At 71.1% G+C, this 25,361-nt stretch carries 22 protein-coding genes; 14 read left to right on the top strand and 8 right to left on the bottom strand.

Annotated elements, in window-relative coordinates:
- Positions 1-4 precede the first annotated feature (4 nt).
- From POL25_RS37640 to POL25_RS37590, 11 genes are all read left to right on the top strand, one after another.
- Positions 5-1,150, top strand: a complete 1,146-nt coding sequence (locus POL25_RS37640) for an SDR family oxidoreductase (protein ID WP_272091214.1) — start codon at positions 5-7, stop codon at positions 1,148-1,150.
- A 10-nt stretch (positions 1,151-1,160) separates the two neighbouring features.
- A complete protein-coding gene (locus tag POL25_RS37635) occupies positions 1,161-2,642 on the top strand; it encodes a polysaccharide pyruvyl transferase family protein (protein ID WP_272091213.1) in 1,482 nt (493 codons plus the stop codon).
- Positions 2,639-4,273, top strand: coding sequence for an AMP-dependent synthetase/ligase (locus tag POL25_RS37630; RefSeq protein ID WP_272091212.1), 1,635 nt, complete (start codon positions 2,639-2,641; stop codon positions 4,271-4,273). The genes POL25_RS37635 and POL25_RS37630 overlap by 4 nt, the downstream gene beginning before the upstream one ends.
- The gene (locus tag POL25_RS37625) at positions 4,270-5,043 is read left to right on the top strand and encodes an enoyl-CoA hydratase/isomerase family protein (protein WP_272091211.1); all 774 of its coding nucleotides are present in this window, start codon (positions 4,270-4,272) and stop codon (positions 5,041-5,043) included. Before POL25_RS37630 ends, POL25_RS37625 begins: the two co-directional genes overlap by 4 nt.
- Positions 5,040-5,273 (top strand): acyl carrier protein, encoded by a 234-nt coding sequence (locus POL25_RS37620; protein ID WP_272091210.1) that lies wholly within the window; start codon positions 5,040-5,042, stop codon positions 5,271-5,273. The genes POL25_RS37625 and POL25_RS37620 overlap by 4 nt, the downstream gene beginning before the upstream one ends.
- Complete coding sequence (locus POL25_RS37615) at positions 5,274-6,989, top strand: AMP-binding protein (protein WP_272091209.1); 1,716 nt, start codon at positions 5,274-5,276, stop codon at positions 6,987-6,989.
- A gap of 122 nt (positions 6,990-7,111) precedes the next feature.
- The gene (locus POL25_RS37610; protein ID WP_272091208.1) at positions 7,112-8,020 is read left to right on the top strand and encodes a diacylglycerol/lipid kinase family protein; all 909 of its coding nucleotides are present in this window, start codon (positions 7,112-7,114) and stop codon (positions 8,018-8,020) included.
- 6 nt (positions 8,021-8,026) lie between these two features.
- Complete coding sequence (locus tag POL25_RS37605; protein WP_272091207.1) at positions 8,027-8,821, top strand: lysophospholipid acyltransferase family protein; 795 nt, start codon at positions 8,027-8,029, stop codon at positions 8,819-8,821.
- A 468-nt stretch (positions 8,822-9,289) separates the two neighbouring features.
- Positions 9,290-10,180 carry an ADYC domain-containing protein gene (locus POL25_RS37600; protein ID WP_272091206.1) on the top strand — a complete coding sequence of 297 codons (891 nt, stop codon included), beginning with the start codon at positions 9,290-9,292 and terminating at the stop codon, positions 10,178-10,180.
- Between the two features lie 74 nt (positions 10,181-10,254).
- Positions 10,255-10,695, top strand: a complete 441-nt coding sequence (locus tag POL25_RS37595; RefSeq protein ID WP_272091205.1) for a hypothetical protein — start codon at positions 10,255-10,257, stop codon at positions 10,693-10,695.
- A 178-nt stretch (positions 10,696-10,873) separates the two neighbouring features.
- Entirely contained in the window at positions 10,874-11,884 is a 1,011-nt protein-coding gene (locus POL25_RS37590) for a right-handed parallel beta-helix repeat-containing protein (protein WP_272091204.1), read from the top strand.
- Positions 11,885-11,899: 15 nt separating this feature from the next.
- On the opposite strand, the gene POL25_RS37585 is transcribed toward POL25_RS37590, so the two are convergent.
- The 6 genes from POL25_RS37585 to POL25_RS37560 form a co-directional block, all read right to left on the bottom strand.
- Complete coding sequence (locus POL25_RS37585) at positions 11,900-13,189, bottom strand: DUF4388 domain-containing protein (RefSeq protein ID WP_272091203.1); 1,290 nt, start codon at positions 13,187-13,189, stop codon at positions 11,900-11,902.
- 187 nt (positions 13,190-13,376) lie between these two features.
- Positions 13,377-14,819, bottom strand: coding sequence for an SGNH/GDSL hydrolase family protein (locus POL25_RS37580; protein ID WP_272091202.1), 1,443 nt, complete (start codon positions 14,817-14,819; stop codon positions 13,377-13,379).
- 420 nt (positions 14,820-15,239) lie between these two features.
- Positions 15,240-16,640, bottom strand: coding sequence for a putative porin (locus tag POL25_RS37575; RefSeq protein ID WP_272091201.1), 1,401 nt, complete (start codon positions 16,638-16,640; stop codon positions 15,240-15,242).
- A gap of 15 nt (positions 16,641-16,655) precedes the next feature.
- Positions 16,656-17,639 (bottom strand): NHL repeat-containing protein, encoded by a 984-nt coding sequence (locus POL25_RS37570; RefSeq protein WP_272091200.1) that lies wholly within the window; start codon positions 17,637-17,639, stop codon positions 16,656-16,658.
- 15 nt (positions 17,640-17,654) lie between these two features.
- Entirely contained in the window at positions 17,655-18,764 is a 1,110-nt protein-coding gene (locus tag POL25_RS37565) for an XRE family transcriptional regulator (protein WP_272091199.1), read from the bottom strand.
- Between the two features lie 261 nt (positions 18,765-19,025).
- Entirely contained in the window at positions 19,026-19,313 is a 288-nt protein-coding gene (locus POL25_RS37560) for a YciI-like protein (RefSeq protein ID WP_272091198.1), read from the bottom strand.
- Between the two features lie 566 nt (positions 19,314-19,879).
- On the opposite strand from POL25_RS37560, the gene POL25_RS37555 reads away from it, so the two are divergent.
- From POL25_RS37555 to POL25_RS37545, 3 genes are all read left to right on the top strand, one after another.
- Positions 19,880-20,410, top strand: coding sequence for a Rid family hydrolase (locus POL25_RS37555; RefSeq protein ID WP_272091197.1), 531 nt, complete (start codon positions 19,880-19,882; stop codon positions 20,408-20,410).
- Between the two features lie 129 nt (positions 20,411-20,539).
- Entirely contained in the window at positions 20,540-22,696 is a 2,157-nt protein-coding gene (locus POL25_RS37550) for a hypothetical protein (RefSeq protein ID WP_272091196.1), read from the top strand.
- Positions 22,697-22,928: 232 nt separating this feature from the next.
- Positions 22,929-23,516 carry a DUF4291 domain-containing protein gene (locus tag POL25_RS37545; RefSeq protein ID WP_272091195.1) on the top strand — a complete coding sequence of 196 codons (588 nt, stop codon included), beginning with the start codon at positions 22,929-22,931 and terminating at the stop codon, positions 23,514-23,516.
- Positions 23,517-23,800: 284 nt separating this feature from the next.
- Here the strand turns inward: POL25_RS37545 and POL25_RS37540 are convergent, their stop codons facing one another.
- Both POL25_RS37540 and POL25_RS37535 read right to left on the bottom strand, forming a co-directional pair.
- On the bottom strand, positions 23,801-24,382 hold the full coding sequence (locus tag POL25_RS37540) for a DJ-1 family glyoxalase III (protein WP_272091194.1): 582 nt from the start codon (positions 24,380-24,382) through the stop codon (positions 23,801-23,803).
- A 156-nt stretch (positions 24,383-24,538) separates the two neighbouring features.
- Complete coding sequence (locus tag POL25_RS37535) at positions 24,539-25,255, bottom strand: CoA transferase subunit A (protein ID WP_272091193.1); 717 nt, start codon at positions 25,253-25,255, stop codon at positions 24,539-24,541.
- Positions 25,256-25,361: the final 106 nt, after the last annotated feature.

The raw sequence follows: 25,361 nt of genomic DNA, 5'->3' as shown, positions 1-25,361 counted from the left end.
CATCATGGCCATCTTCCTCACCGGAGCCACCGGATACATCGGCTCGTACGTCGCCGCCGGCCTGCTCGACGAGTACCCGAGCGAGCGGCTGGCCCTCCTCGTCCGCGCCAAGGACCCGGCCGAGGCCGAGCAGCGGCTGTGGAAGTCCATGCAGCTGCACATGGACTTCCCGCGCTTCCTCGACCTCGTCCGCACCCGCTGCGACCTCTACCTCGGCGACCTGACCTTCCCCGGCCTCGGCCTCGAGGCCGAGGCGCGCGAGCGGCTGGTCCGGACCATGGACTCGGTCATCCACTGCGCCGCGTCGCTCAACCGCAAGTCGTCCAAGGCGTGCTTCAACGTCAACCTGCGCGGCACGCTGAGCGTCCTCAAGCTCGCGCGCGACGCCCGGGACCTGCACGGCCTGCGCCGCTTCACCGACATCAGCACGGTCGCGGTCGCCGGCGAGCGCAAGCACGAGGTCGTCACCGAGGACAACACGATCGACTGGGACAAGTCCGACTACGACCCGTACGCGCGGACCAAGAAGTTCTGCGAGCACATGCTGCACGAGCTGCTGCCCGACGTGCAGCAGCTGGTCCTGCGCCCGTCGATCGTGCTCGGCGACAGCCGGTTCCCCGAGACCGTGCAGTTCGACATGGTGCGGGCCTTCGTCATGCTCGCCAAGCTGCCGGTGCTGCCGTTCCACCCCGACTGGCGGCTCGACATCGTCCCGGCCGACTACGTGTCCAAGGCGATCGTCACCCTCCACCAGCGCGACAAGCTCGAGCACGACGCCTACAGCCTCAGCTCGGGCACCGCCTCGCTGACCTACCGCCAGGTCGTCGACGCCATGCGGCGCGCCGGCCACCCGGTCAAGCACCGCTTCGTCCCCGGCCTCAACGGCGCCTTCAACCGCGTCGTCGAGACCGCCTCCAACACCCCGCGCGGCTGGGGCCTGTCGCTGCCCGCCTCGCTGCTCAAGGTGTTCCTGCCTTACTTGACCTTCGACACCGTGTTCGACAACCGCCGGGTCGTCGACGCTCTCGGCGAAGCGCCGGCGCCGTTCGACCGCTACGCCTACGGCCTCTACCGCTTCGCGGTCGACAACAACTTCAGCTACCCGTACAAGCCCTGGCCCGGCGGCGCCCAGGTGCGGCAGGTAGCCTAGCCCTTCGAACATGTCCAAGAGCGCACCCGTCAAGAAGACCACCAGCAAGATCTGGGACAAGGTCAAGGACGTCGTCGACCCCGACCGCGCCCTGCAGGCCACCGTCGCCGCCGCCATCGAGGGCGTCGCCGTCCGCCACGTCCTCGGCATGTCGCCCGAGCTGTGGAAGCCGGGCAAGCCGCTCAAGCTGCTGCTCGCCGGCTACGTCGGCACGCGCAACACCGGCGCCGACGTCCGCGTCGAGGAGATGATCCGCCAGCTGCGTCACGTCGTCGGCGACGACGACCTCGAGCTGTCGATCATGACCGTCGACGAGCAGCTGACGCGCGGCTACTTCCGGACCGTGCATCAGATCGAGATGCCGGCGGTGTTCCCGAAGTTCCTCGCCACCGAGGTGCCCAAGCACCACGGCGTCATCGCCTGCGAGGGCTCGATGTTCAAGTCGAAGTTCGCCAGCGCGCTGACCTGCTTCATGGCCGGCGCGCTCGGGCTGGCCAACGCCGAGAACAAGGTCAGCGTCGGCTACGGCGCCGAGGCCGGCAACATGACCCCGGCGCTCCGCGACTTCGTGCGCGACGCCTGCAAGAAGTCTCTGGTCATCTGCCGCAACGAGCCCTCGCGCAACGTCCTCGGCGAGCTCGGCATCCGCACCACCTCCGGTGCCGACACCGCCTGGACCTTCGACCCCGCGCCGCTGTCGCGCGGCGCCCAACTGCTGCGCGAAGCCGGCTGGGACGGCCGCCAGAAGGTCCTCGTCGTCTGCCCGATCAACCCGTTCTGGTGGCCGGTCAAGCCCGACCTGCTCAAGTACGCCGCCTACAAGCTCGGCGGTCAGTACAAGCACGAGCACTACAGCGCCTTTTACTTCCACCACCACAGCGAGTCGGCCGACAAGAAGTACAACGCGTACATCCAGGCCCTGGCCGACGGCGTCAACGCGTTCGCCCAGGAGCGCGACTTCTTCACCATCCTCGTCGGCATGGAGCAGCTCGATCGCCATGCCTGCGAGGACCTGCTGCCCCGGCTCGACCGCGGCGGCGCGCTGTTCATCAGCGACGAGCACGACATGTACGACCTCGTCAGCGTGCTGCGCAACTGCAGCATGATGATCAGCTCGCGCTTCCACGCGATCGTCACCTCGATGCCCGGCCTCGTGCCGTCCGCCGGCGTCACCATGGACGAGCGCATCCGCAACCTCATGAACGATCGCGGCCACCCCGACATGTTCTTCGAGGTCGACGAGGAGGGCCTCGGCGACAAGCTGCTGCACACCCTGCGCCGCTTGTGGCGCGACGCCGAGGGCATCAGCGCCGACATCGCCCGCGCCGTCCCGGCCCAGCTGCGGCTCATGGGCCAGATGGGCATCGACTTCATGGACGAGGTCGTGCGCGTCTATCCCCAGTTCCCCCGGCGCGACCTGCCGCGCACCTGGGAAGCCCACCTCCCGCCGCTGCCGGCCAACGTGCAGCGCCTGCTGGACCGCCACGCATGAGCGACAACTTCCTCGAAGTCATCCACGCCGCGATCCAGAAGACCCGCGAGGACCAGCTCCTCGTCGAGCTCCACGGCAAGGAGCGCCGGCCCACCTCGGCCGCGCAGCTGCTGCACCTCGTCGCTCACGCGCGCGGCTTCCTCCGCGGCCGCGGCGTCAAGCCCGGCGACCGCGTCGCCCTGCTCGCGCCCAACTCGGCGCGCTGGATCGCCGCCGACCTCGCCATCCTGTTCGAGGGCGCCATCGTCGTCCCGCTCTACAGCCGCCAGGATCCCAAGGAGCTGGCGGTGATGGTCAAGGACTGCGCGCCGGTGCTGGTCGTCGCCGACGGCCCCGAGCTCGCCGCCGGCCTGCGCGACGCCTGGCCCGAGCACTGCCCGATCGAGGACCTCCACGACGTCCTCCGCGGCGAGCCCGTGCACGAGCCCCCGCGCCCGGTCGCGCCCGCCGACCCGGTCACCATCATTTACACCTCCGGCACCAGCGGCGAGCCCAAGGGCGTCGTCCTCACCCGCGCCAACGTCGACTACATGCTGCCGCAGACCCGCAGCAGCGTCGACCGCATCACCGGCGGGCAGCGGGCCGACAAGGTGTTCCACTTCCTGCCGTTCTGCTTCGCCGGCTCGCGCATCATGCTGTGGACGCAGCTGTACCGCGGCAACCCGCTGCTGCTGTCGACCGACCTGCAGCAGCTCGTCGCCGAGATGGGCGCCGCCGACCCGCACTACTACCTCAACGTCCCCGCGGTGCTCGAGCGGATCAAGACCGGCGTCGGCAAGAAGATCGGCGAGCGCGGCGGCCTCGCCCTCGCCCTCTATAACCGCGGCCAGGCGGCCTTCCGCGCCGTGCGCGAGGGCAAGGCGAGCCTCGTCGACAAGCTCACTCTGGCCGCCGCCAAGAAGCTGGTCTTCAGCAAGATCAAGCAGCAGATCGGCCCCAGCCTCGAGTTCCTGATCTGCGGCTCGGCGGCGCTGGCCGAGGAGACGCAGTGGTGGTTCGAGCTGGTCGGCGTGCAGGTCTACCAGGTCTACGGCCTCACCGAGACCACCGCGATCGTCACCATGGACCAGCCCGGCGGCGTGCGCCCCGGCTACGTCGGCCACGCCATCGGCGGCTGCGAGATCAAGATCTCCGACGAGGGTGAGCTGCTGGTGCGCGGCCCTGGCATCTTCGCCGGCTACTGGGGCCGCGAGCAGGCCACCGCCGAGGCCATCAAGGACGGCTGGTTCCACACCGGCGACCAGGGCGACCTCGACGCCACCGGCAACGTCCGCATCATCGGCCGCGTCAAGAACATCCTCGTCCCCGAGTCGGGCCACAACATCGCCCCCGAGCCGATCGAGGAGAAGTTCCTCGCGGCGTGCCCGAAGGCCGAGCAGTGCATGCTCGTCGGCCACGCGCGGCCGTACCTCAGCATCATCGTGCCCGGCGACGTGCCCAAGGAGGCGATCGACGCCGCGCTCGAGGTCGTCAACGCCAGCGTCCCGCACTACAAGAAGGTCCGCGGCTTCGTCCGCGTCGCCGAGCCGTTCACGATCGAGAACGCCCTGCTGACCGCCAACCAGAAGCTGCGCCGCCGCGCCGTCGAGCAGCGCTACCGCGCCGAGATCGACAAGGTCTACGCGTCATGATCGACTGGACCTACAGCGAAGGCGTCTACGAGCTGACCCTCGCTGCGCCGCCGTGCAACGAGATCGGCACCGGCATGCTCGCCGGGCTGCGGCGCTTCCTCGACCAGGTCGATCCGGCCGCGCACACCCTGATCGTGCGCAGCGGCCTGCGCCAGGGCTTCTGCGCCGGCGCCGACCTGCGTGAGCTGCACCGCGGCCTCAGCGACGCGCCCCGGGACCAGCACGGCCCGCAGCTGCGCCAGTTCATCGACGCCATCCACGGCGTCATGGACGACCTCGACATGCTGCCGCTGACCACCGTCGGCGTCGTGCACGGCATCTGCTTCGGCGGCGGCTTCGAGCTCGCGCTCACCTGCGACGTCCTCATCGCCGAGAAGACCGCCCGCTTCTGCTTCCCCGAGCTGCGCCTCGGCATCATCCCCGGCTTCGGCGGCATCCCTCGCCTGCGCCGCGACGTCGGCAACGGCCTCATCCGCGACCTCCTGCTCAGCGGCCGCAGCATCAACGCCAAGCGGGCCCAGGCCGCCGGCCTCGTCAGCCAGGTCGTCGCCAGCGGCGAGGGCCTCACCGCCGCGCGCGCGCTCGCGGCCCAGACCGGCAAGTTCGATCCCACCGCGCGCAAGGCCGCCAAGGCCTTCATCAAGAAGCTCCCGAAGGACGAGCTGCTCGCCGAGCGCGAGCTGTTCGTCCGCCTCGCCGAGGGTCCGGCCCTGCTGGCCGCCCTCCAGCGCTTCGTCGAGTCCACCGACCTGAGACCGTACCTGCCATGAGCGACACCGTAGGCACCCTCATCCGTCTCGCCGCCAAGCGCTTCGGCGCCGACCCGGCCAAGCTCCGCGCCGAGGACGACCTGTTCGAGAACCTCGGCATCGACAGCTTCCAGGCCGTCGAGCTCATCTCCGACGTCGAGGACGAGTTCGACGTCGAGCTGCCCGACTACGAGCTGCAGGGCATCAAGACGTTCGCCGCCCTGGCGCAGAAGATCGACGCGAGGCGCTAGATGCTCGACCTGGGAAAGCTGTCCTGCCTCGGCGAGGCGCTGCGTGACGCCACCATCACGTACAAGAGTCGGACCGCGCTGATCGAGGCCGATCGCCACCGCGAGAACTCGCGCCACACCTTCGCCGAGCTGCGGGTCGCCGCTCAGCGGTTCGCCGCCGGCCTGCAGGTCCACGGCTTCGGCCCCGGCGATCGCTGCGCGATCGTCATGCAGAACCAGTCGAAGTGGCTGATCGGCGCGACCGGGGCCCTGTGGGCCGGCGCCGTCCTGGTCCCGATCGACTACAAGCTGACCGCGCCCGAGCAGCACGCCCTGCTCGCCCACTGCCGCCCCCGCGTCGTGCTCGCCGAGTGGCCGGCGTGGGACAAGCTGCAGCGCGAGGATCCGGCGATCTTCGAGCGCACCCTCGTCATCGTCACCGAGGCGCCCGAGGGCGCCGCCGTCGGCCGCGCCCTGCGCTGGGAGGACCTGTCCGCAGGGGCAGGTTTCACCTACCACCCGCGCGCCCGCGAGGACGTCGCCTGCATCGTCTACTCCTCGGGCACCGGCGGCACCCCCAAGGGTTGCCAGCTGACGCACGCCAACTACCTCGCCCAGGCCGAGACCCTCGGCAACCTCTACCCGCTGAGCGACGGCGATCGTTACTTCTCGATCCTCCCGACCAACCACGCCATCGACTTCATGTGCGGCTTCTTGCTCGCGCTGATGATGGGCGGCGCCGTGGTCCACCAGCGCACCCTGCGGCCGGCCTACCTGGCCAGCACCATGAAGCGCTACGGCATCACCCACATGGCGCTGGTGCCGACGATCCTCAAGACCCTCGAGAAGAAGATCAAGGACAAGATCGCCGAGCTGCCCACCTGGCAGCGGCTCGTGCTCGACGGCCTCATGGACGTGAACGAGTACGCCACCCGCCAGGCGCCCAACCACGGGCTCAGCAAGACCTTGCTCGCGCCGATCCACGAGTACTTCGGCGGCAAGCTGCGGCTCATGGTCTGCGGCGGCGGCTTCGTCGACCGCGGCAGCGCCGAGTACTTCAACCGCCTCGGCCTGCCGGTCGCCATCGGCTACGGCCTCACCGAGGCCGGCACCGTGCTCACCGTCAACGACCTCAAGCCGTTCCGCGGCGACAGCGTCGGCAAGCCCGTCGAGGGCACCGAGCTCGAGCTGCGCGACGTCAACGCCAGCGGCGTCGGCGAGGTGTGGGTGCGCGGACCGACCGTCATGCTCGGCTACCTCGACGCGCCCGAGCTGACGCGCGAGGCCCTCGTCGACGGCTGGTTGCGCACCGGCGACCTCGGCAAGCTCGACGCCGCCGGTCACCTCAAGCTGGTCGGCCGCACCAAGAACATGATCGTCACCGAGGGCGGCAAGAACGTCTACCCCGAGGACATCGAGGCCGCCTTCGGCGACATCGACGACTGCGAGGAGTTCTGCGTGTTCGCGGCCAACTACGTGTGGCCGACCGGCAAGCTCACCGACGAGCAGCTCGTCGTCGTCGTGCGCCCCAAGGCGGGCGCAGACGAGGCCGCTCGGGCCGCGCTCGTCGAGGCCTTCCGTCGGCGCAACCTCAAGCTCGCCGACTACAAGCGGATCTCCGCCTACGTGCTGTGGGACCACGAATTCCCGCGCACCGCCTCGCAGAAGATCAAGCGCGACCCGCTCGCCGCCGAGCTGAGGCCGCTCGGCCGCGACGCCGCCCTGCGCGAGCTGTGAGCCGCCGCGGCCGCGCCGCCCGGCTCACGCCCGCCTCTGCTCGCCACCTCTCGCCGCACCGTCCCCACGGCCCTCCGGGCCTGATGCCTCCACGGCCCTCCGGGGCCTGATAGCATGCCCGCATGCACGATCCTGCCGCCCTCCTCGCAGTCGTCAACCCAGCCGCCGGCGGCGGCGTGTGTGGCAAGCGAGCGCCTGCGGTCGTCGACCGCCTGCGCCAATCCGGCGTCAAGGTCGACGTCGTCGAGACGCGGGCCGCCGGCCAGGCCACCGAGCTCGCGCGCGAGGCTGTCGCCGCCGGTCGTCGTCACTTCATCGCCGTCGGCGGCGACGGCACCAGCTACGAGCTGATCAACGGCATCTTCTCCGGCGCTCTCCCGGCCGGCGAGCGGCCCTCGCTCGGCATGCTGCCGCTCGGGACCGGCAACTCCTTCCTGCGCGACTTCACCGATCAGGGGGCCGAGTACGCCATCGACGCCATCATCGCCGGCAAGACCCGGCCGTGCGACCTCGTCCGCTGCACCCACACCCGCGGCGAGCTGCACTTCATCAACATCTTCAGCATCGGCTTTGTCGCCGACGTCGGCGCCACCCGCAACCGCAACTTCTCCCGCCTCGGCGAGTTCGGCTACACGCTGAGCACCGTGCTGCGGGTCGCCGCGCTGCGGTCCTACACCTTCCCGATGCAGATCGACGGTCAGCCCGAGGACCGCGAGCCGCTGACCTTCCTCTCCTTCAACAACAGCCGCTTCACCGGCGGCAAGATGATGATGGCGCCCGACGCCAACACCCGCGACGGCCTGCTCGACATCATCCGCGTAGGTCATCTCGGCCGCATCGGCCTGCTCCGCACCTTCCCCAAGATCTTCAGCGGCACGCACGTCCACAACCCGGCCGTACGCTGCTATCAGGCCCCTGGCCTCGACCTCCGCCTCGCCGAGGACATCGACGTGATGGTCGACGGCGAGATGATCAAGATCAACCCGCGCCGGCTCGAGGTCGTCCCTGGCGCGCTCGACGTCCGGACGTGAACCCCCATGGTTTTCAATTTCATCAAGAAGGCAGCTCAGGTCGTCTACTCTGCGGTCGCGTGGTCGGCCTCCTTCGTGTGGATGGGCGCCGTCGCCGTCACGTGGGCCGCGGTGTCCACCGTCGTCCCGTCGCGCAAGACCCATAACTACATCGGCGGGCCCGGCATGGGCGCGGTCCTCAAGATCACCCTGTCGCGGGTCGAGATCATCTATGACCCCGACTTCGACCCCGAGCGGCGCGGCGTGTTCATGATGAATCACGTCAACCTGCTCGACGCGCACGCCGCCTGCGCCTCGATCCCCCACGCCTTCTGCGGGCTGATGAACGCCTGGCAGTTCAAGGTCCCGATGTACGGCTGGATCATGAAGCTCGCCGACGGCATCCCGGTGCCCACCGGTTCCAACCGCTACCGCGCCATCGCCGAGGCCGCGCGCGACCGGGCCAAGAAGGGCATCTCGATCCTCGCCTTCCCCGAGGCTCACCGCACGCTCGACGGCAAGGTCGCCGAGTTCAAGCGCGGCGTGTTCTGGATGGCCCGCATCGCCGGCCTCCCCGTCATTCCGCTGGCCACGCACGGCATGTTCGAGCTGATGCAGAAGGGCTCGTTCCTGCTCACGCCGTCCAGGATCACGATCTACGTCGGCGCGCCGATCGAGACCAAGGGTCTCTCCGACGCCGAGCTGGCGCAGGTCATGGAGCGCACCCACAAGATCATGGCCGACTTCGCCGAGCGCGGCATCGTGCCTGGTCGCGCTGCACCGATCCCCTCCGACGTCACGCCGATCGCCTCCGGCGCGTGATCGCGGGCGGCCGGCCCGAGTCGGCGATCGGAGTCGGTGAATCCTCCGTCTGCATGTCGCGGCGGCGAGCATGTGGGACGGAGAGAACGCGGCGGTGTGACGCGAATCGTCTCGCGTGACACCGCCGCGATTTCGTTCCGAGTTTGGCGCCGCGCGAGGTTTGCCGTTGCATGGCATCCCGCGGCATCCGCCAGGTGTAAGCGAACGACGCACGAACGCCATGGCTCCCGTGACGGGCCGCAAGCGATGACGGCTGGGGCTGTTCGTCCGCACCAAATACCGCAACTTGCGCGTTCCGAGGACCTCGATCATGTCGTTCGGACAGGAGAAGATGGGCCCATGACTCGAGGGATTTGGCTGGCACTGGTCGGTTCGGTTGTGGCCTGTGATGTCGTTGAAAACGACGTTCAACCCGCAGTTACGCTGCGGAACGACGTTGGCAACGGACTCGCCCTGAACTCCGCCGAGATGAACGGCGAACACTTCAACGGCATGCGCATGAACGGCATCAACCTCAACGGGATGCGCATGAACTCCTGGTCGTACAACGGCATCAACCTCAACGGCATCAACCTCAACGGCAGCAGCTTCTCCGCCACCATCGAAGTCGACGGCACGCCGCAGCAGGTCAGCGGCGACGACCTCATCGGCTCGCTGCTCACCCTGGTGGGCGGCAGCGAGGTCTACGTCCTCCGCTTCGACGACATCTACCTCGACCCTGCCGACCCCGACGGTGACGTGTGGTTCTACGACATCTCCGTCGAGGACTCGCAGACCAACACCTGGAGCAGCCTCTGCTACGACCACAACGGCCAGCCGACCCAGGCGATCGCCATCGCCAACTGGTGGGACACCACCACCGGCGACCGCCACGACGACGCCAGCGTCGTCACCTTCGCCTGCCGTGACGCCGTGCTCGCCAAGTGCGTCGAGTGGGGTTATCGCCCGTGGGCCACCGTCGGCGGCGTCTCTCTCGCCGATCACCACCAGGCCTGCACCCGCATGGCCCGCGCCGACTACTGCGGCGACGGCACCCCGCACACCTTCACCGGCACGCCGATCGACGTGTTCGACGGGCTGAGCCCGACCATCCAGGCGCCCGCCACCTCGACCCTGCAGAACTGGGGCATCGAGGCCGAGTGGGGCCCCGACGGCGCTGTCTGTGTCGGCGATCAGATGCGCCTCAAGATGCTCGACGACGCCGAGGTGAACTACGAGTACCCGACCTGCCTCGACGCCCTCGATGACTTCGCCGGCTGCGGCGATTTCGGCGGCAGCCGCGGGGCCGTGCTCGCCAACCGCTACTGCGACAAGTGGCAGTCCGACCCGGGCGCCTGCAGCGGCGCCGGCCCGAACTGAGCCCCGAACCCCGCCGCGGGCACCTGGTGCTTCGGCCAGGTGCCCGCGTTTGCGCGTCCGTGGTATGGACGCGCATGAGTCAGCTCCGGATCGCCGACCAGACCTGGACCTTCGCCAGCGCCTCGCTCACGGTCTATCACTGCCTCGCGCCCGAGGCCGACTGGAACCTCGCGCTGGATCATGCCGGCCAGACGCTGTGGCTGGCCGGCACCGTCATCCCCGGCCCGTCCTCGCCCGAGGCCCTGATCGGCGCCGAGGTGGTCGTCGACCTCCGCGCCCTCGACGAACTCGTCGGCGCCCTGCTCGACCGTCCCGTCACCCTCTACCCCAACGGCCAGGACGTGTGCGCCCTCGCCTTCCGCCTGGCGCCCTCACCCCGCGGCGTCCGCCTGGCCGCCAACGCCCGCTGCGACTGGGATCGCTACCTCGAGACCTTCGACCACGACCAGCCGGTCGCGCTCGAGCTCGACCTCGACGCCGCCGTCACTGCCCTGTATCCCGGCAACATGCCCTGAGAGTCATGCCCTTTCGCGCATGTCCCTGAGAGCATGTCCTTTTAAACATGCCCCCGGAGACAGACCGCACGGTGAGCCCGGCCGGGGTCTGGCGGCGTCACGGGCGCCCTCGCGCCGCGACGCGCCCGATTGACGCTTCGCCCCGCCCCGCCGAAGATGCCGCGCGGAGGGCAGGCCGATGCGGAGCTTCAAGTGGGTTGCGAGCATGACGCTGTGGATGGCCTGCGGAGGCGCGCCCGGGCCGTCCGAGACCGAAGGCGAGACGACGGCTGGCCCCGGCACCACCGCCGGCACCGCGACCTCGACCTCGGACGCCGGACCGACCTCGACCGGCACGAGCGAGGCCACCAGCGAGCCCGCGACCACCACGTCGACCGCCGAGCCGACGGCCCCGACCACCGGCGACCCCACCACGGGCGACCCCGCCGACACCACGAGCACGACCACCGGCGAGCCGCTCGGCCCCTGCGACGGCCCCCGCCCCGGCCCCGACAACACCGGCGTGCCGCAGGGCGTGCGCCTCGTGCCGAGCGGCTCGATCAAGATCGACGAGGACGGCGCCGTCGTCGAGGGCCTCGACATCGACGGCGAGATCACCGTGCTCGCCGACAACGTCACCATCCGCAACGTACGGATCCGCAGCAGCGACTACTACCCGATCCGCTACTTCGACGAGGACAACGTCGGCCTCGTCGTCGAGGACAGCGAGATCGAGGGCCTGTCCGGCGACGCCACGGCGGCGATCTCGTTCGCCAACTACACCGCGCGGCGGCTCAACGTGCACGGCACCGCCGACGGGTTCAAGGCCGACAGCAACGTCCTGATCGAGGACTGCTGGGTGCACGACCTGTCCAACGGCGAGGGTGAGCACAACGACGGCGTGCAGTCGACCGGCGGCGCCGGCGTGACCCTGCGCCACAACGACATCTCCGGGGCCAGCAACGCCGCGGTGCAGACCGGCGACCTCGGCGGCGCCACCATCGACCTCGTGCTCGAGTGCAACTGGTTCGCCGGCGGCGGCTACACCCTCAACATCCGCGGCGAGGGCGAGACCGTGCCGATGGGCACCCAGATCCTCCACAACCGCTTCGGCCGCGACCACGGCTACGGCCCGTGGACCCTCGACGACCCCAACCCGATCATCGAGGGCAACGTCTACGACGACGACGACTCGCCAATCCTGCCGTGAGCGCCGACCCGCCGCTCACTTCGTGAGGCGATACATGCCCGACTGACTGGCCGGGCGCAGTTTGGCCAGCAGCGGCTCGACCTCGCGGCTCAGCGCCTGCTCGTCGGGCTTGCCGATCGAGGCCCCGCACGACAGCAGCGCGAACGCGACGTAGTCGTACATCATCTCCCGCACCAGCGCCTCCGGCTCGCCGCCGAGGGCGCGGCAGGTGTGACTGGCGTTGCGGTCGATCATCTGCCCGTTGAAGCCGCCGTGCTCGAACGGCCCCGCCCCGCGGAACAGGTCGTCGTACGAGCCGCGGGCGAACCCCGCCATCGCGTTGCGGAACACCGTGCCGCGCCCGGCCATGTCGGCGCGCTGGTGGATCGCCCGCAGCGCCGTGTTGGCCAGCTCGACCGCCTCCGCCGCCCCGCCGCGCAGCCGCGGCGGCAGGATGATCACGTGCTGCGACTGCGTCAGCTGGAACAGCATCTCGGTGACCTGGAACTCGCCGAGGCCGGTCGAGCGGCCGAGCTGCTCGACGCTCTGCACCCCGTCGATCGCGCTCCACAGCGCCAGCACCTCGTTGCCCGGGGCGACCGCGCCGGGCCGCTTCTTCGGGATGTACTGCGACGACGGGATCCACGGGCGGAAGTAGCGGATGCCGTCGAGGCGCACGATCAGGTGCATCAGCAGCGACGTCGCGCTGTGGACCTGGCGGAACGGCAGGCGCGACTCCTCGTAGCCGTCGAGGAACGCGTAGAGCCCGTCGTCCGCCATCAGCACCGAGAACACCACCTCCTCGACCTGGCGCCCGAGCAGGCTCAGCACCTGCTCCTCGCTGAGGGCGCCCATCGCCACCGCCGCCACGCCGAACCGCTCGCCGGTTTTGCGGGCCCGGATGAGCACGTCGCCGAGCACCTCCTCGTGGACCACGCCGAAGCGGTAGGCGATGTTGCCGAGCAGCTCGTCGCCCGCGTTCGACTGCACGCCGACGATCGAGCCGTGCTCGAAGAACAGGCTGCGCGCGTGCTCGGAGTCCTGCACCACCAGCTCGCCGCGCCAGCCGACCTGCGCCAGCAGGGCGATCACGTCGGCCATCGCTCCCGGCCCGGTGATTTCGCCGGCGATCCGGACCACCGCGCCGTCTTCACGATCGCGGCGGCCGTCGGCGCCGACGTAGCGCATGAACACCAGGTGCCGCGGCGACGGCATGACCCGGAACGCACCTTCGCGGGTGCGCATCCGCTGGGTGGCGACCTCGCCCAGCGGGTGTGCGGCCCCGGTCCCGTCGATCCAGACCAGCTCGTCCTGCGCGTGCTTCATGGGGTTCGGGGCTGCACTGTAACAGCTGTCCGCCCCGTTCTCACCCTGACGCACGCGGCCCCCGGCCCCCGCCCGGCGAGGGGCCGCGGCACGGATGATCCGGGGCGCCTGCTCTTTGGGTCAGGCGGCCCCAGCCCTGCACTGGAGGCCCTCGGGCGGCCACGCAGGCGCCGGAGCGCGATCGCGCTCAACCCTCGGAAAGCACCACGATGGCGAACTCGCCGGGCGTCGCGGTCCCGAGCGTGTCGACGGCGAGGTAGTAGGTGCCCGGCTGCAGCGGCCCCTCGAGCTCGCGGTCGGCCCGCTTCACGCACGTCGCCGCGTCGGTCTGCGTCATCAGGTGGAGGTCGACGTCGACGGTGCCCTGGTCGAACACCAGCGCGCGGATCGACGTGGCCTCGGTGATGTTGAGCTCGTACACGAACTCGGGCCCGTCCTCACCCATCGTCATGCACGCGCCGGCGTAGCTGTCGATCGCGTCGCTCGGGCTGTCGGCGGTGCTGCGCATGTCGACGAACGGCAGGCCCGGGATCACGATCGGCTCGTCCAGCGTGCCGGCGCCCATGAGCAGCGGCGCCGTCGCGTCGGGCGGCGCGGCCCCGTCGACCACCACCGGCTTGACGCGCGCGAGCGCCTCGACGGTCGCCAGGTTGCGGCGGTTGTAGCCGCTGGTGGTGCCCGAGAAGCCGAACGCGCACGGGGTCGGCGTGACCATGTCGCCGGCGAGCGCGACGCTGAGGTCGACGCCGTCGGCCGCGAGCCCGAAGCCCGGCAGGCCGGCGAGCACGAGGTTGAGGTCGATCAGGGGGATCTTGCGGCCCTGCGCGAGCGCCCGGACAAAGGCGTTGTAGCGCGGGACGTAGACGTCGATGCCGGCCGGCATGGTGCGGTTCGGCATGGTCGAGAGGATCGGGATGGTGCCGCCGGCGATCAGCGTGTCGACCACGGACACGAGGTTGTCGGCGAAGTTGAACACGCCGTCGGGCGGCGGCACCTCGAGCTCGGCGGTGCCGAGCAGCACGAGGGCGAAGCGCGGCAGGATCTCGGTGACCTCGTTCGCCAGCGGCGCCAGCACGTCCGCCGCGCCCCACCCGGCCATCGCCGCCAGGCTGGCGCGGCTGAACGACGTCGCGCCCGGCCCCGCCGCCGTCGCGTTGAAGTAATCGACGGTCGGCTGCAGCTCCACCGGCAGCTCCATGATCTGCATGGCGTCGGCGAGGCAGTGCATGAAGTTGGTGCTGGCGGTGGACGAGCCGCCGACCTTGGCGAACACGCCGTCGGTCTTGACGCCCTTGGCCGCGATCGCGTCCAGGGCCGCCGCGATGTCGGCGGTGATCGGCGAGTGGACCGCGTCGAACGGGTAGTACTCGCCGAGCACCGTCGGCTCGCTGTCGGTCGTGCTCGTCGAGGTCTCTGTCGCCGTCGCAAGGGTCTCGCCGTCAGTCGTGCTCGTCGTCGTCGTCTCGCCCGGCTCGGTGGTCGGCCCCGTCCCGGTGGTCGGCTCGGTCGAGGTCGGCATCGCCGTGGCCGCGGTCGTGCCGAGGGTCCCGCTGGAGTCGCCGTCGAGCGGCGCTCCCTGTGCACAACCCACCGCCAGCGCGGCCATCGGTCCGATCATCCATCGCGTCATGGCCCGGCAGGGTACACCATGTCGGCCGCATGCCAGCGGCGCGCCGGGCGGCCCGAGAGCGCGCCTGGGCCGTGTCCCGGGCGGCTTCCGGCGAACGCAGATGCACACGTCCGCGGGCCGCCGACGCGCCCACGAGCGCCGGTTCGGGCGGCCCCGCGCGTCCTCGCAACCGCTGCACAACCTGTCCTCCCGGACATCCCCCCTCGGGGCCGCACGGACGCGCGCTTGCAGGCGACCTGCGCCGAATCTCAGCGTCCGAGGTGCGACAATTCGCCAGCATCGATGAAACATCGAACATGTCTTCGCGGCCATGTCGCTGCCCAGGCGGGCGCGCGAGATGACCCTAAGGACATGCCCATCGCGACATGTCCTCGACGACATGCCCTCGAGAGCATGTCTGATAGACCCTGTGCGCGCCGGTCAGTCGCCGCGGCCGGCGCGGCCGAGGAAGAAGCCGGCCACCCCGCCCGTCACGCCCCACGACGACGCTTGCGGGAGCTCCGGCACTGCCGTCTCGAGCCGCTGCCAGTTCACCGCCGCGAACACCCGTAGGTGTTGCAGCAGCACCCAGTTGATCCCCGCCGAAGTCGCAAGGATCCCGTTGCCGACCACGTCGCGGGCGCCGACGCGGAAGCGCTCGAAGCGGGCCGACAGCTCGACCGCGCTGTCGCGCACGCGCCGGCTCGCCAGCCGCGGCAGCAGCGTCGCCGGGTCCTTGTCCTGCCCCGTCACCACCGCCCCGATCTGCGCGTAACCGCCGGCGCCGATCAGCTGCGGCAGCGGATCGCCGGGCGTGAACGGGTCGCCGTCGGTGTCGCGCTCGCGCGAGTCGCGGGTGTAGAAGAACTCGCCGCGGGCCGACAGGAACCGCCAGAACAGCCCGCCGCCGGCGGTGAAGCGGCGCGCCGCCCCGGTGCTCGGCAGGCCGTGGAAGAAATCGAAGCCGAACCCGGTGGTCACCGTCGGCGTGAAGCCATTGGTCTTGTGGTACCCGAACACCGACGCCACCAGGATCAGCTGCGGCCCGCGCGGCAGGAACGCCAGCGGGTTGACCTGCAGCTTGCCGGCAAACGCGATCTTGGTGTTGTTGGCCTCGCGGTTCTGGCCGATGCCCGAGAACACCGCGGCGGTAACCTCGGCCCAGCGCCAGAAATCGTAGGCGACCTCGAGCCCGACCTGCCGCCCGGGCGTGGCGGCCAGCATCGACAGCGGCGCCCGCGGCAGCTCGTCGACGAGATCGGGCGCGTTGAAGCGGAGCCCGAACGGCGCCTTGAACTGGCCCGCGCGCAGCCGCAGCCGCGGCGCCGCGGCCCAGGCGATGAACGCGTCGAACAGCTGCGGCCCCTTGGCCTGGGCCGCCTCGATCGTCACGAACGCCGTCACAGGCCCGACCACGACCCCGCCGCCGAGCCGCGCCCCGGCCAGGCTGATGTTGCTGTAGCCCTCGCGCGGCGCCGAGTACCAGGTCGCGTCGGTGCGGACCCACCCGTACGGGAAGAACTCGAACCTCTCGCGCAGCGGCCTGGCCGCAGAGTCTGACTTTTGGGGCATGTCCTTGGCGACAGCTCCGGGGACGACCGCGGGCGCCTTCGGCCCGGCCGGCGAGGTCTGGCTCACGGGCAGGTCCTCGAGCACCCGCACGGGCGGCGCGCGCTCCGTGTCAGTCCCCGAGGACATGTCCTTGTTGACATGTCCTTGAGAACCTGCCGCATCGGGCATGTCCTTCGCGCCATCCACGACCTCGGCCCGCGCGGGCACCGGCACGCTGGTGACCTCGTCGGCCGGCGCGGCCAGCACGACCGCCGCGATGAAGCCCATCATCGGTCCCACGGGCGCCTAGCAGGCCGGCACGACCACGATCTGCTGGGTGTCGCGGGCCGACACGAAGATCCGGCTGACGCCGTCAAAGGCGATCCCGCGCGGCTCCCAGTCACCCTCCGCGACGGTGGTGATCGCCCCGTCCTGCGTCACGCGATAGACGCGGCCGGTGCTGTTGGCGGTGTCGTAGGACAGCACCAGCAGCGCCCCGTCGGGCGTGGTCTCCATCAGGTCGAGCGACTCGAACTCGTCCGACACCAGCGTCAGCGCCGGCGCGGCGGCCTCGAGGTCGAGCTTGAACAGCTGGCGCTGGGCCTGGTCGCCGACGAACAGGGTGTCGCCGAGCACCGCGATCCCGACCGGCTTGGACAGGCCGCCGACGATCATCGTCTCGACGCCGGCGACCGGATCGACGCTGGCGATCCAGCCGGTGTACACGTCGTCGGCGTCGCGCGAGTAGGTGGCCACGTAGAGCAGCCCGCGCGCGTCGTCGTAGTCGAGGCCGACCCGCCGCCACTCGTCGTCGACGCCCGCGATCGCCTCCGCCGTGCCGTCCGCGGCGACGCGGAAGATCGCCCCCAGCCCGGGCATGCCGAAGCCGAAGCGCGGCAGGTAGAGCGCGCCGTCGGCCGCGAAATCGAGGTCGCCGAGGCCGTCCGAGCCCGGGTCGCCCGAGGGGTTCGGGATCTCGGTGAACACCGCGAGCGTCTCGTCCTCGTCGCGCACCAGCACCCGGTTGTTGTCGTCGTCGGCGATGTACAGCCGCGCCTCGTCGACGCGGTAGTAGAGCCCGTTCGGCTCGGCCTGCACGTCGATGCGGTACGGCGGGAACGTCTCGCACTGGGCCGGCGCCCCGGTCGTGTCGCCAGTCGTCGGCGCCGCGTCGGTGGTCCCGGTCTCCGTGGTCGCCGCCGTGGCCGTCTCGCCGTCGCTGGCCGTCGTCGTCGCCTGCGGCACGCAGGCCGCCAGCGCCGCCATCATCGCAAACACCCGTGTCTTCATGATCTGCTCCAAAGGTCAGGCGGCATCGAGCTCCGCCACGCGGTCGCCGCAGCCGCGCACGTCGTAGCCGAGCGCCGACAGCTCGCGGCGGAACGCCGCCGAGGTCATCGCGTCGAGGAACCGCAAGAGTCGCGGATCGTTCACCAGCGCCTGCGGGATCGCCAGATCGTAGCGCTCCTCGCACAGAGGCACGAAATCGAGGCCGAACGCGATCGCGGCGTCACGCGTGGCCACCCCGACCTCACCCGCGCCGCTGGCGATCGCCTGCGCGACCTCGAGGTGGCCGCTGGCCCGCACCGGCGCCGCGCTGGCCAGGGTCGTCGCCAGGCCGGCGCGCTGCAGCTCGCGCTCGAGCAGCCGCCGCGAACCCGAGCCGGTCTCGCGCGCGACCAGCCGCAGCCCGCGACGCCCGAGGTCGGCCGCCCCGCGGATCTTCCGCGGATTGCCGGGCGCCAGCAGCAGCCCCGCCTCCCACCGCGCCAGCGTGATCAGCACGATCGCCCCGGCGGCGTGGCGGCGCACGTCGGGCACGTTGGCCTCGCCGGTGCGCCCGTCGACCAGATGCACCCCGGCCACGTGCGTGTGCTGGGCCGCCAGGGCCGCCAGCGCCTGCGTGCTCGAGCGCGGCAGCCAGACCACCCGCCCGGCCCCCGCCCGCGCGCTCAGGCGATCGGCAAGCACGCCCAGGGCCGCCGCGCAGCCCATCACCACCAGGTTGTCCTGCGCCTCGGCGCGCGGTCGCACCAGCTCGACCTCGACCCGACCGCGACGCCGCCCCGCCCCGCTCACGACCGCGTCGGCCCCGAGCCGCATCGCCTCGCCGACCAGCGGATGCGCGATCCAGCGGCCGCCGAGGTGCGCCAGCGCGACGCGCCCGGCCTGCACCGGCGTCGCCGGCTCGGCCTCGATCCGCGCGTCCGCGGCGGCGAGCGCGAACAGCTCCTCGACCCTGCAGTCCAGCGCCCGCGCCAGCCGCAGCGCCACGTCGACCGCCGGCGTGGCCCGCCCGGCCTCGATCGCGCCCACGCTCTGCCGCGACAGGCTGGCCAGCGCCGCCAGCTCGGTCTGCGACAGGCCCCGGGCCTCCCGCACCGCGCGCACCCGATTCGGCTCGCTTTCAGACATGACGCGTATGCTTTCCACCATGGAAAGCATACTTGTCAAGCGCGAAACGGCCCGCTCTCGGCCGCGTCCGCCCCGACGCGCTGCAAAACCGTCCAGCGGGCCCACCCGTCCGCGCAGGCCCGACCTGTCCCGGAGACCATCACGCGGCGCGGCTGGATCGCACGCTGCCCGTCGCCGCGAGGACATGTCCCGGAGGACATATCCTCAGCGTCGGCGGCCCACGCTCGCCAATGTGACGACCAGCGGCCTCGACCGTGGCGCTCAGCCCGGGAAGTCGGCCCCGATCACCACGGTCCACGGCCGCACGGTCCAGCGCCGCACCAGCCCCTCGCGCACGTACGGGTCGGCGCCCGCGAACGCCTCGGCGGCCGAAGCATCGGGCCCGCGGAACACCAGCAGCGCCTCGTCGGCCGGCTCGGCCAGCGCGCCGCCGAGCCGCAATTCGCCGCGTTCGACGGCAGCGCGGGCCAGCGCCAGGTGTTCGGGCCGCAGCGGCGTCCGGCGTTCGAGGTAATCGTCGACGAGTTCGTAGCGGAGCACGAAGTACATCGCGGCGAGCATATCCGGACGGCCGCCTCCGCGAGCGGCCGCCCCGGGAATTGTCCCGAACCCTGTCGCCGCGCCCGCGACGGCAGGCCGCGGACAGGTGACCACGCTGGCCCCCGACCGGGGTCGTCTGCCATCGAGTGCTCATCACGCCCCGCCTGCAGCGACGTCCCCATTTGCCATTTGCGCGCCCCCGGATTCGCGCCCCCACACGATTCACTATACACATTGTGGGGCTCCCATTCCCGCGATTACCGCGTTCGCGCGGGTGCGGACAGGCCGGGCCCGAGCGCGCCGCGCGGGCCGGCATGTTCGCCCCCACGGCACAATGATCATAGGTGAACTCGCCCCGCGAAGGCGGCTTGCGCCATGTTCCTGCGCGCCGCGGCAATAACCACCTGTCAGCCGCCGTGGGTGAAGTGAAGCAAGGTACGTCGCACTACGCCAAAGTTGATGCATGCGCATCGTCGATGATTGACACGTGCATCGCGGTCCTCGACAATCATTCGCGTTGGAGGTGTGGGATGCAGCGGCCAGTTTTTATTTCGACGATTCTCCTCGCGCTCTCGTTGTCGATCACGGCGCCCCAGATCGTATCGGGTGGCTGGGGTCACGGTAACGGTAACGGTAACGGCCATGGTAACGGCCACGGCAACGGCCATGGCAACGGCAATCACAATAGCGGCGACTTCAAGAAGATCGCGGTGCCGAACCCCGCGGCGCCCGACTTCGGCGCGGTCTTCAATTGGGGCCTCAAGCTGCGGAACATCGACGAGCTGTTCCTCATCGCCGGCCACGGCGCGCACGACTCGACCGGGCAGATCCAGCACCCCAACGACGCGGTGGGGCAGACGCAGTACATCCTCGACAACTTCGACGAATACCTCGACGACGCCGGCTACGAGCGCAAGGACATCGTCCGTATCGAGTTCACGCTGACCTCCGACGTCACCGACTCCGAGTTCAACGCGATCCTCGGCCTGTTCGCCGACTACTTCGCCCCGGTGAACATCAAGCCGGCGGCCGGCACCCTGCGGTTCGTCGACGCCCTGGCGATCCCGGGCATGCTCGTCGAGTACGAGATCTGGTGCGCCAAATAGCTCGCGCCTCGCGGCCCGCCGGCGCCGTGCGACCGTTTTCGAGCGGCGCACCGCCGGCGCCGCTGTGATGATTCGACGGTCCGAGGACGAGGGCTGTTTGACGCCGCTGGGTCGGCGTATCCTTCGCCGATGCCAGTCGCCCTCGCGCGTCCTCGCCTCGGCCTCGGTCTCGCCGCCGTCCTCGCCCTCGCCTGCGGCCGCGGCGGCGCCGGCAGCCCTGACGATCCCTCCGATCCCGCGCTGCGGGCCATCCACGCCCGCATGCCGCCGCTCGAGCGCGCCGCGGTCGTCCAGGGCCCCGGGTTCGTCGAGGGTGGTTTCGTCTACCTGGCTTTGAAGCCAGGTACGATCCAGAAGGCCCTGCAGTCGCTCCCGCTCGATCCGGACAGCGCGCGCGACCTCGCCGAGGCGGGGGCCGAGTTCGGCTTCGACCTGCGCGTCGACGACGTCACCGCTCGCCTCGGCCTCGACCCTGACGCCTTCGTCACCGTCACCATCGCCCGCCCGATCGCCGTGACCATGCCCGGCGTGCGCGAGGCCCTGCAGCGCGTCGGCGCCGCGCCGGCCCTGCCGAACCCGTTCCCCGGCGCCGGCACCACCCCGGCCGACGTCGCCCCGTGGCCCGACTCGCGGCCGAACCGGCGCCCGGTGCCGCCGCCGCCCGTCCCGCCGCCCCCGAGCCCGCCGCAGCCGTACCAGGACTCGATCCCGGTCGAGCCGGTGCTGCCGCCCGACATCGACGGCCTCGGCGATCCGTGGAAGCCGCCGCCGCCGCCCGAGCCGAGCGGCCCCTCACCTGACCAGGAGGCCATGTCCCGAGGGGCAGGTAGCCTGGCGATCCACAACCGCGTGCACTTGCCGGCCAAAGATCCGGCGGCGCTGCCCGCCTTCCTCGCCCGCGCGGTCCGCAAGGAGCGGCCGCCCGAGATCGCGACCCTGTGCGGACAGATCGGCCCGAGCGAGTTCTGCTTCGGCGACGCCGGCGCGCTGCTGGTCGCGCGCAAGGAGGCCGCCGCGGTCGTGCTCGACCTGTTCTTCTTCCCCGCCGGCACCGGCGCGGCGTGGGACCCCGATCGCGTCACCACCGTCACCACCGGCCTGGCTGCGGCCCCGGCCAACCTGCCGGTGCTCTCGACGCTGCGCGGCGACTTCGCGGCCTACGCCGACGCCGGCGCCGTGCCTGCGCTGTCGGAGGTCGTCGAGATCACCGGCGCCGTCCGTCGCCTGCGCTGGGACGACGACGCCGGCCAGCGCGGGCAGCGGGTCACCCGCGCGCTCGCCCAGCGGGCCGCGCTCGAGCATCTGCGCGAGACCCGGCGCATGTTCGCCGGCATGCGCCTCGAGGCCTCCGTCGAGCCCGAGGCGGTCCAGATGACTTTGTCCTGGGAGCCCGTCGACGCCGCCGCCGCCGACCTGGCCGAAAAGACATTCTCGCGCCCGTCCGCCGGCGTCGGCGCGCCCACCCTCGCCGGCCTGTGCGACGGCGCTCTGGCGTGCTGGCGCAGCTCCGGCTTGCCGCCGCTGGCCGGCCTCAGCGAGCTCGCGATCGGCCTCTACGGCCGCGACGAGCGGGCCTTCTCCGAAGCGCTCGACAACGCCGGCGACTTCGGCGGCGTGGTGCTCGGGCTCGAGACCTGGCCGAGCGCGCTCGGCATGCTCGATCGCTGGGGTCGCGAACAGAAGGGCATGGAGGCCGGCATCATCCGCACCGTGCTCGACATCGTCGGCCGCGTCGAGGGCACCGGCGGCAGCCTGCGCAGCCTGCAGGTCGGCGACCGCGGCCTGCAGTCCGACTACGTCGTCTACTCGCGCGTGCAGGGCCAGGACCTGGCGCTGTTTCGTTCGCTCGTCGCCATGGCCTCGCTGCGCTTCTCGCCGGTCACCGTCCCCGGCGTCGACGCCAAGGTCGAGACCAGCAACCTGACCGAGACCGGCGCGCCGGTGCAGCTCTACCTCGCCACCGACCCCGGCACCGTGCGCCTCGGCGACAAGGACGTCGAGTTCGGCTGGATCGCCGCCGCCGACGGCCAGGACCGCCTCAAGTGGCTGCTCGCCGACATCGCCCGCGACAAGGACACCGACCCTGCCTTTTACGGCGAGCTGCCCGACCTGTGGCGTCTGGTCGGCAGCTTCGAGGACGGCCCGCGCGGCGCCAACTTCCTGCAGTCGTGGCTGTCCGGCCGCGGCTTCCGCATGGCCGCCGACGTCGTCGGCGGCCGCGTCCGCTTCGACTTCGAGCTCGCCCGCCGGCCCGCGCCCGCGGCCGCGCCCGCGATTGCGAAGTGAGCGCTACCCGGCCGCGTCCAGGCGCGGCCGGGGTCCCTCGCATCGGCACGTATCTCGCTGCTCCGTCGCGCGAATCATGGCACCCTGCGCGACCGCGCGAATCAGCACACCGGCGCTCGCCCGTGTGAATGGAGCGCGCATTTCGCCCCTGACGTCCACGAATGATCGGCGGCCCTGAGGCGCGCGCCGCCGGTGGCAGCGGCCGAGAGTTCATGCGAGCCTCGCCGGTCGCATGAACCCGATCCGCGCCGATTTCGACGCCCGCACGATCGTCGTCTACCAGGCGTACGGCCCGGCGATCGCAAGGCCGGCGATCGCCGCCAAGCGGTTCGTCCCGCCGTTTTCGCGGACGCGCATGACGTGGATCAAGCCCTCGTTCCTGTGGCTGATGGAGCGCAGCAATTGGGGCCAGAAGTCCGGGCAAGAGCACATCCTCGCCGTCCGGATCTCCCGCGCCGGCTGGGAGGAGGCGCTCGCCGCCGGCGTGCTCACCAGCCGCGACCCTCGCGTCGACAAGGATCCGGAGGCCTGGCAGGCCCGCTTCGAGGCCGCCGCCGTGCACATCCAGTGGGATCCCGAGCGCTCGCTCCGCGGCGCCACCCTCAATCACAACAGCATCCAGGTCGGCCTGTCGCGCCACATCATCGACCGCTTCGTCGACGCGTGGACCGTCGACATCACCGACCTCACGCCGCTGGTGCGGAAGATCCACGGCCACCTCAAGGCCGGCCAGGAGGCGCGCGCCAAGGCCCTCCTGCCGCCCGAGCGGCCCTACCCGCTGCCGCCCGCGCTCGCCCGCACCCTCGGCGCGACCGCGTGAGCGCCCGCCGGGGCATCACTCGCGCCGGTCGCCAGCTCCGTCACGAAGCGTCGCCGAACGATCTGCGAGTCGAACCTCGGCCCGTCGAATCACGAAGCGTCGCTGACCCACGCGTCGAACCTCGGGGCATCACGAAGCGTCGCCGAACGATCCACGAGCGACCCGCGCGTCGATCTTCTGCCCGTCGCCTCGTCGCCGAACGTTCTACGCACGACCCACGCGACGAACCTCGGCCCGTCGCCTTTGCGACGCGCCGAGGTTCCGCAGTTCCAGCGCTCGCTGGCTCAGCGCGGCAGCGTCAGCCCGCGCTCGACGTCGGCCGCGCGCACGTCGCCCATGATCCTGCGGACCAGCGTCAGCCCGAACATGATCGCCGTGCCGAGGCCCTGGCTGGTCACCAGCTGGCCGTCCTCGACGACTGGCTTTTGGACCAGGTTGCCGTACTGCGCGATGCGCGAGGCCACGCTGGGGTGGCACGTCATCGACTTGCCGGCGAACACCTGGTGGGCATGCAGGGCCAGCGGCGCCGCGCAGATCGCCCCGACCACCAGGCCGTCGGTCACTGCGTGGCGGAGGCGCTCGCCCACCGCCTCCGAGCTGGCCAGGCGGCGCGCCCCTTCGGCTCCGCCGGGCAGCACGATCGCCTGGAAGTGGCCCGTCACCGCCGACAGGGCGATGTCCGGGTTCAGCTTCATCTTGCGGCCGCAGAGCACCGGGCCGTCGCCGTTGAGCCCGGCGAACACCACGTCGATCCCGCCGCGGCGGAGGATGTCGACGATGATCACCGCCTCCGCCTCCTCTGCCCCTTCGGCCAGGATCACCAGGGCGCGCGGGATGGTCGACTCGACCTCGATGTCTTCGATCATGTCCTCCGTCATTGCGCTCCTCGCCTGTCCTTCCGGCCTGCTGAGGCTAGCCGCGATCTCGCAAAATTGACAAAAACCGGCGAAGGCGCGCGGACGCCCCGCCGGCGGGGTCTGCGGGGCCCGCTGCGGCCTGGGGCCAGCGCCGCGGCCGCCGGCTCAACCGACGCGCGGTCGGGTCGTGCGGTACTCGATCACGTTCTTGTGCGCGGGCACGTGGATCACCCGCTGAACGAAGATCCCCGGCAGGTGGACATCGTCCGGGTCGAGCTCGCCGACCTCGACGAGGCGGTCGACCTCCGCGATCGTCACCCGCGCCGCCATCGCCGCCAGCGGGTTGAAGTTGCGGGTCGTGCGATAGAAGCGGAGGTTGCCGAGCGGATCGCCGACGGCCGCGCGGACGATGGCGAAGTCGGGCTGGAGCGCCGTCTCCAGCACGCACGGGCGCCCGGCGAACTCGCGGACCTCCTTGCCCTCCGCCACCACCGTGCCCGCCCCTGTCGGCGTGAAGAACGCCGGGATCCCCGACCCGCCCGCGCGCAGCCGTTCGGCCAGCGTTCCCTGCGGATTGAGCTCGACCTGGACCTGCCCCGCCAGCATCTGCTGCTCCAGATCGGGGTTGCCGCCGACGAAGCTGCAGATCACCCGCGCCACCTGGCGCCGCTGCAGCAGCACCGCCAGACCTTGGCCCTGGTTGCCGCAGTTGTTCGACACGATCACGAGGTCTTTCACCCCCGAGGCCGCCAGCGCCTCGATGCACGCCTCCGGGTTGCCGCTCAGGCCGAACCCTCCCACGGCCACCTGGGCCCCGTCGCGCACGTCGAACAGCGCCTCTGCGGCGCCGGAGAACAGCTTGGAGCGGCTCGCCTCGTCCATGGGCCGGCTATAGCCCAGGCGCCGGCCCCGGCAAAGCCCCGCAGCAACCCCCGCAAGGGCCGGCACCGGCGCCGCGCACCTCGCGGCCGCCTGCCCTCCCGGAGCC

Source organism: Nannocystis bainbridge (genome assembly GCF_028368995.1).
Taxonomy (GTDB): domain Bacteria; phylum Myxococcota_A; class Polyangia; order Nannocystales; family Nannocystaceae; genus Nannocystis; species Nannocystis bainbridge.
Note: the sequence above shows the minus strand (reverse complement) of the source record. Positions and strands in the feature narration are given on the sequence as shown.

Coding starts and splice junctions, on each gene's coding strand:
- POL25_RS37640 (WP_272091214.1), top strand. CDS start 5: ATGGCCATCTTCCTCACCGGAGCCACCGGATACATCGGCTCGTACGTC.
- POL25_RS37635 (WP_272091213.1), top strand. CDS start 1,161: ATGTCCAAGAGCGCACCCGTCAAGAAGACCACCAGCAAGATCTGGGAC.
- POL25_RS37630 (WP_272091212.1), top strand. CDS start 2,639: ATGAGCGACAACTTCCTCGAAGTCATCCACGCCGCGATCCAGAAGACC.
- POL25_RS37625 (WP_272091211.1), top strand. CDS start 4,270: ATGATCGACTGGACCTACAGCGAAGGCGTCTACGAGCTGACCCTCGCT.
- POL25_RS37620 (WP_272091210.1), top strand. CDS start 5,040: ATGAGCGACACCGTAGGCACCCTCATCCGTCTCGCCGCCAAGCGCTTC.
- POL25_RS37615 (WP_272091209.1), top strand. CDS start 5,274: ATGCTCGACCTGGGAAAGCTGTCCTGCCTCGGCGAGGCGCTGCGTGAC.
- POL25_RS37610 (WP_272091208.1), top strand. CDS start 7,112: ATGCACGATCCTGCCGCCCTCCTCGCAGTCGTCAACCCAGCCGCCGGC.
- POL25_RS37605 (WP_272091207.1), top strand. CDS start 8,027: ATGGTTTTCAATTTCATCAAGAAGGCAGCTCAGGTCGTCTACTCTGCG.
- POL25_RS37600 (WP_272091206.1), top strand. CDS start 9,290: ATGAACGGCGAACACTTCAACGGCATGCGCATGAACGGCATCAACCTC.
- POL25_RS37595 (WP_272091205.1), top strand. CDS start 10,255: ATGAGTCAGCTCCGGATCGCCGACCAGACCTGGACCTTCGCCAGCGCC.
- POL25_RS37590 (WP_272091204.1), top strand. CDS start 10,874: ATGCGGAGCTTCAAGTGGGTTGCGAGCATGACGCTGTGGATGGCCTGC.
- POL25_RS37585 (WP_272091203.1), bottom strand. CDS start 13,189: ATGAAGCACGCGCAGGACGAGCTGGTCTGGATCGACGGGACCGGGGCC.
- POL25_RS37580 (WP_272091202.1), bottom strand. CDS start 14,819: ATGACGCGATGGATGATCGGACCGATGGCCGCGCTGGCGGTGGGTTGT.
- POL25_RS37575 (WP_272091201.1), bottom strand. CDS start 16,640: ATGATGGGCTTCATCGCGGCGGTCGTGCTGGCCGCGCCGGCCGACGAG.
- POL25_RS37570 (WP_272091200.1), bottom strand. CDS start 17,639: ATGAAGACACGGGTGTTTGCGATGATGGCGGCGCTGGCGGCCTGCGTG.
- POL25_RS37565 (WP_272091199.1), bottom strand. CDS start 18,764: ATGTCTGAAAGCGAGCCGAATCGGGTGCGCGCGGTGCGGGAGGCCCGG.
- POL25_RS37560 (WP_272091198.1), bottom strand. CDS start 19,313: ATGTACTTCGTGCTCCGCTACGAACTCGTCGACGATTACCTCGAACGC.
- POL25_RS37550 (WP_272091196.1), top strand. CDS start 20,540: ATGCCAGTCGCCCTCGCGCGTCCTCGCCTCGGCCTCGGTCTCGCCGCC.
- POL25_RS37545 (WP_272091195.1), top strand. CDS start 22,929: ATGAACCCGATCCGCGCCGATTTCGACGCCCGCACGATCGTCGTCTAC.
- POL25_RS37540 (WP_272091194.1), bottom strand. CDS start 24,382: ATGATCGAAGACATCGAGGTCGAGTCGACCATCCCGCGCGCCCTGGTG.
- POL25_RS37535 (WP_272091193.1), bottom strand. CDS start 25,255: ATGGACGAGGCGAGCCGCTCCAAGCTGTTCTCCGGCGCCGCAGAGGCG.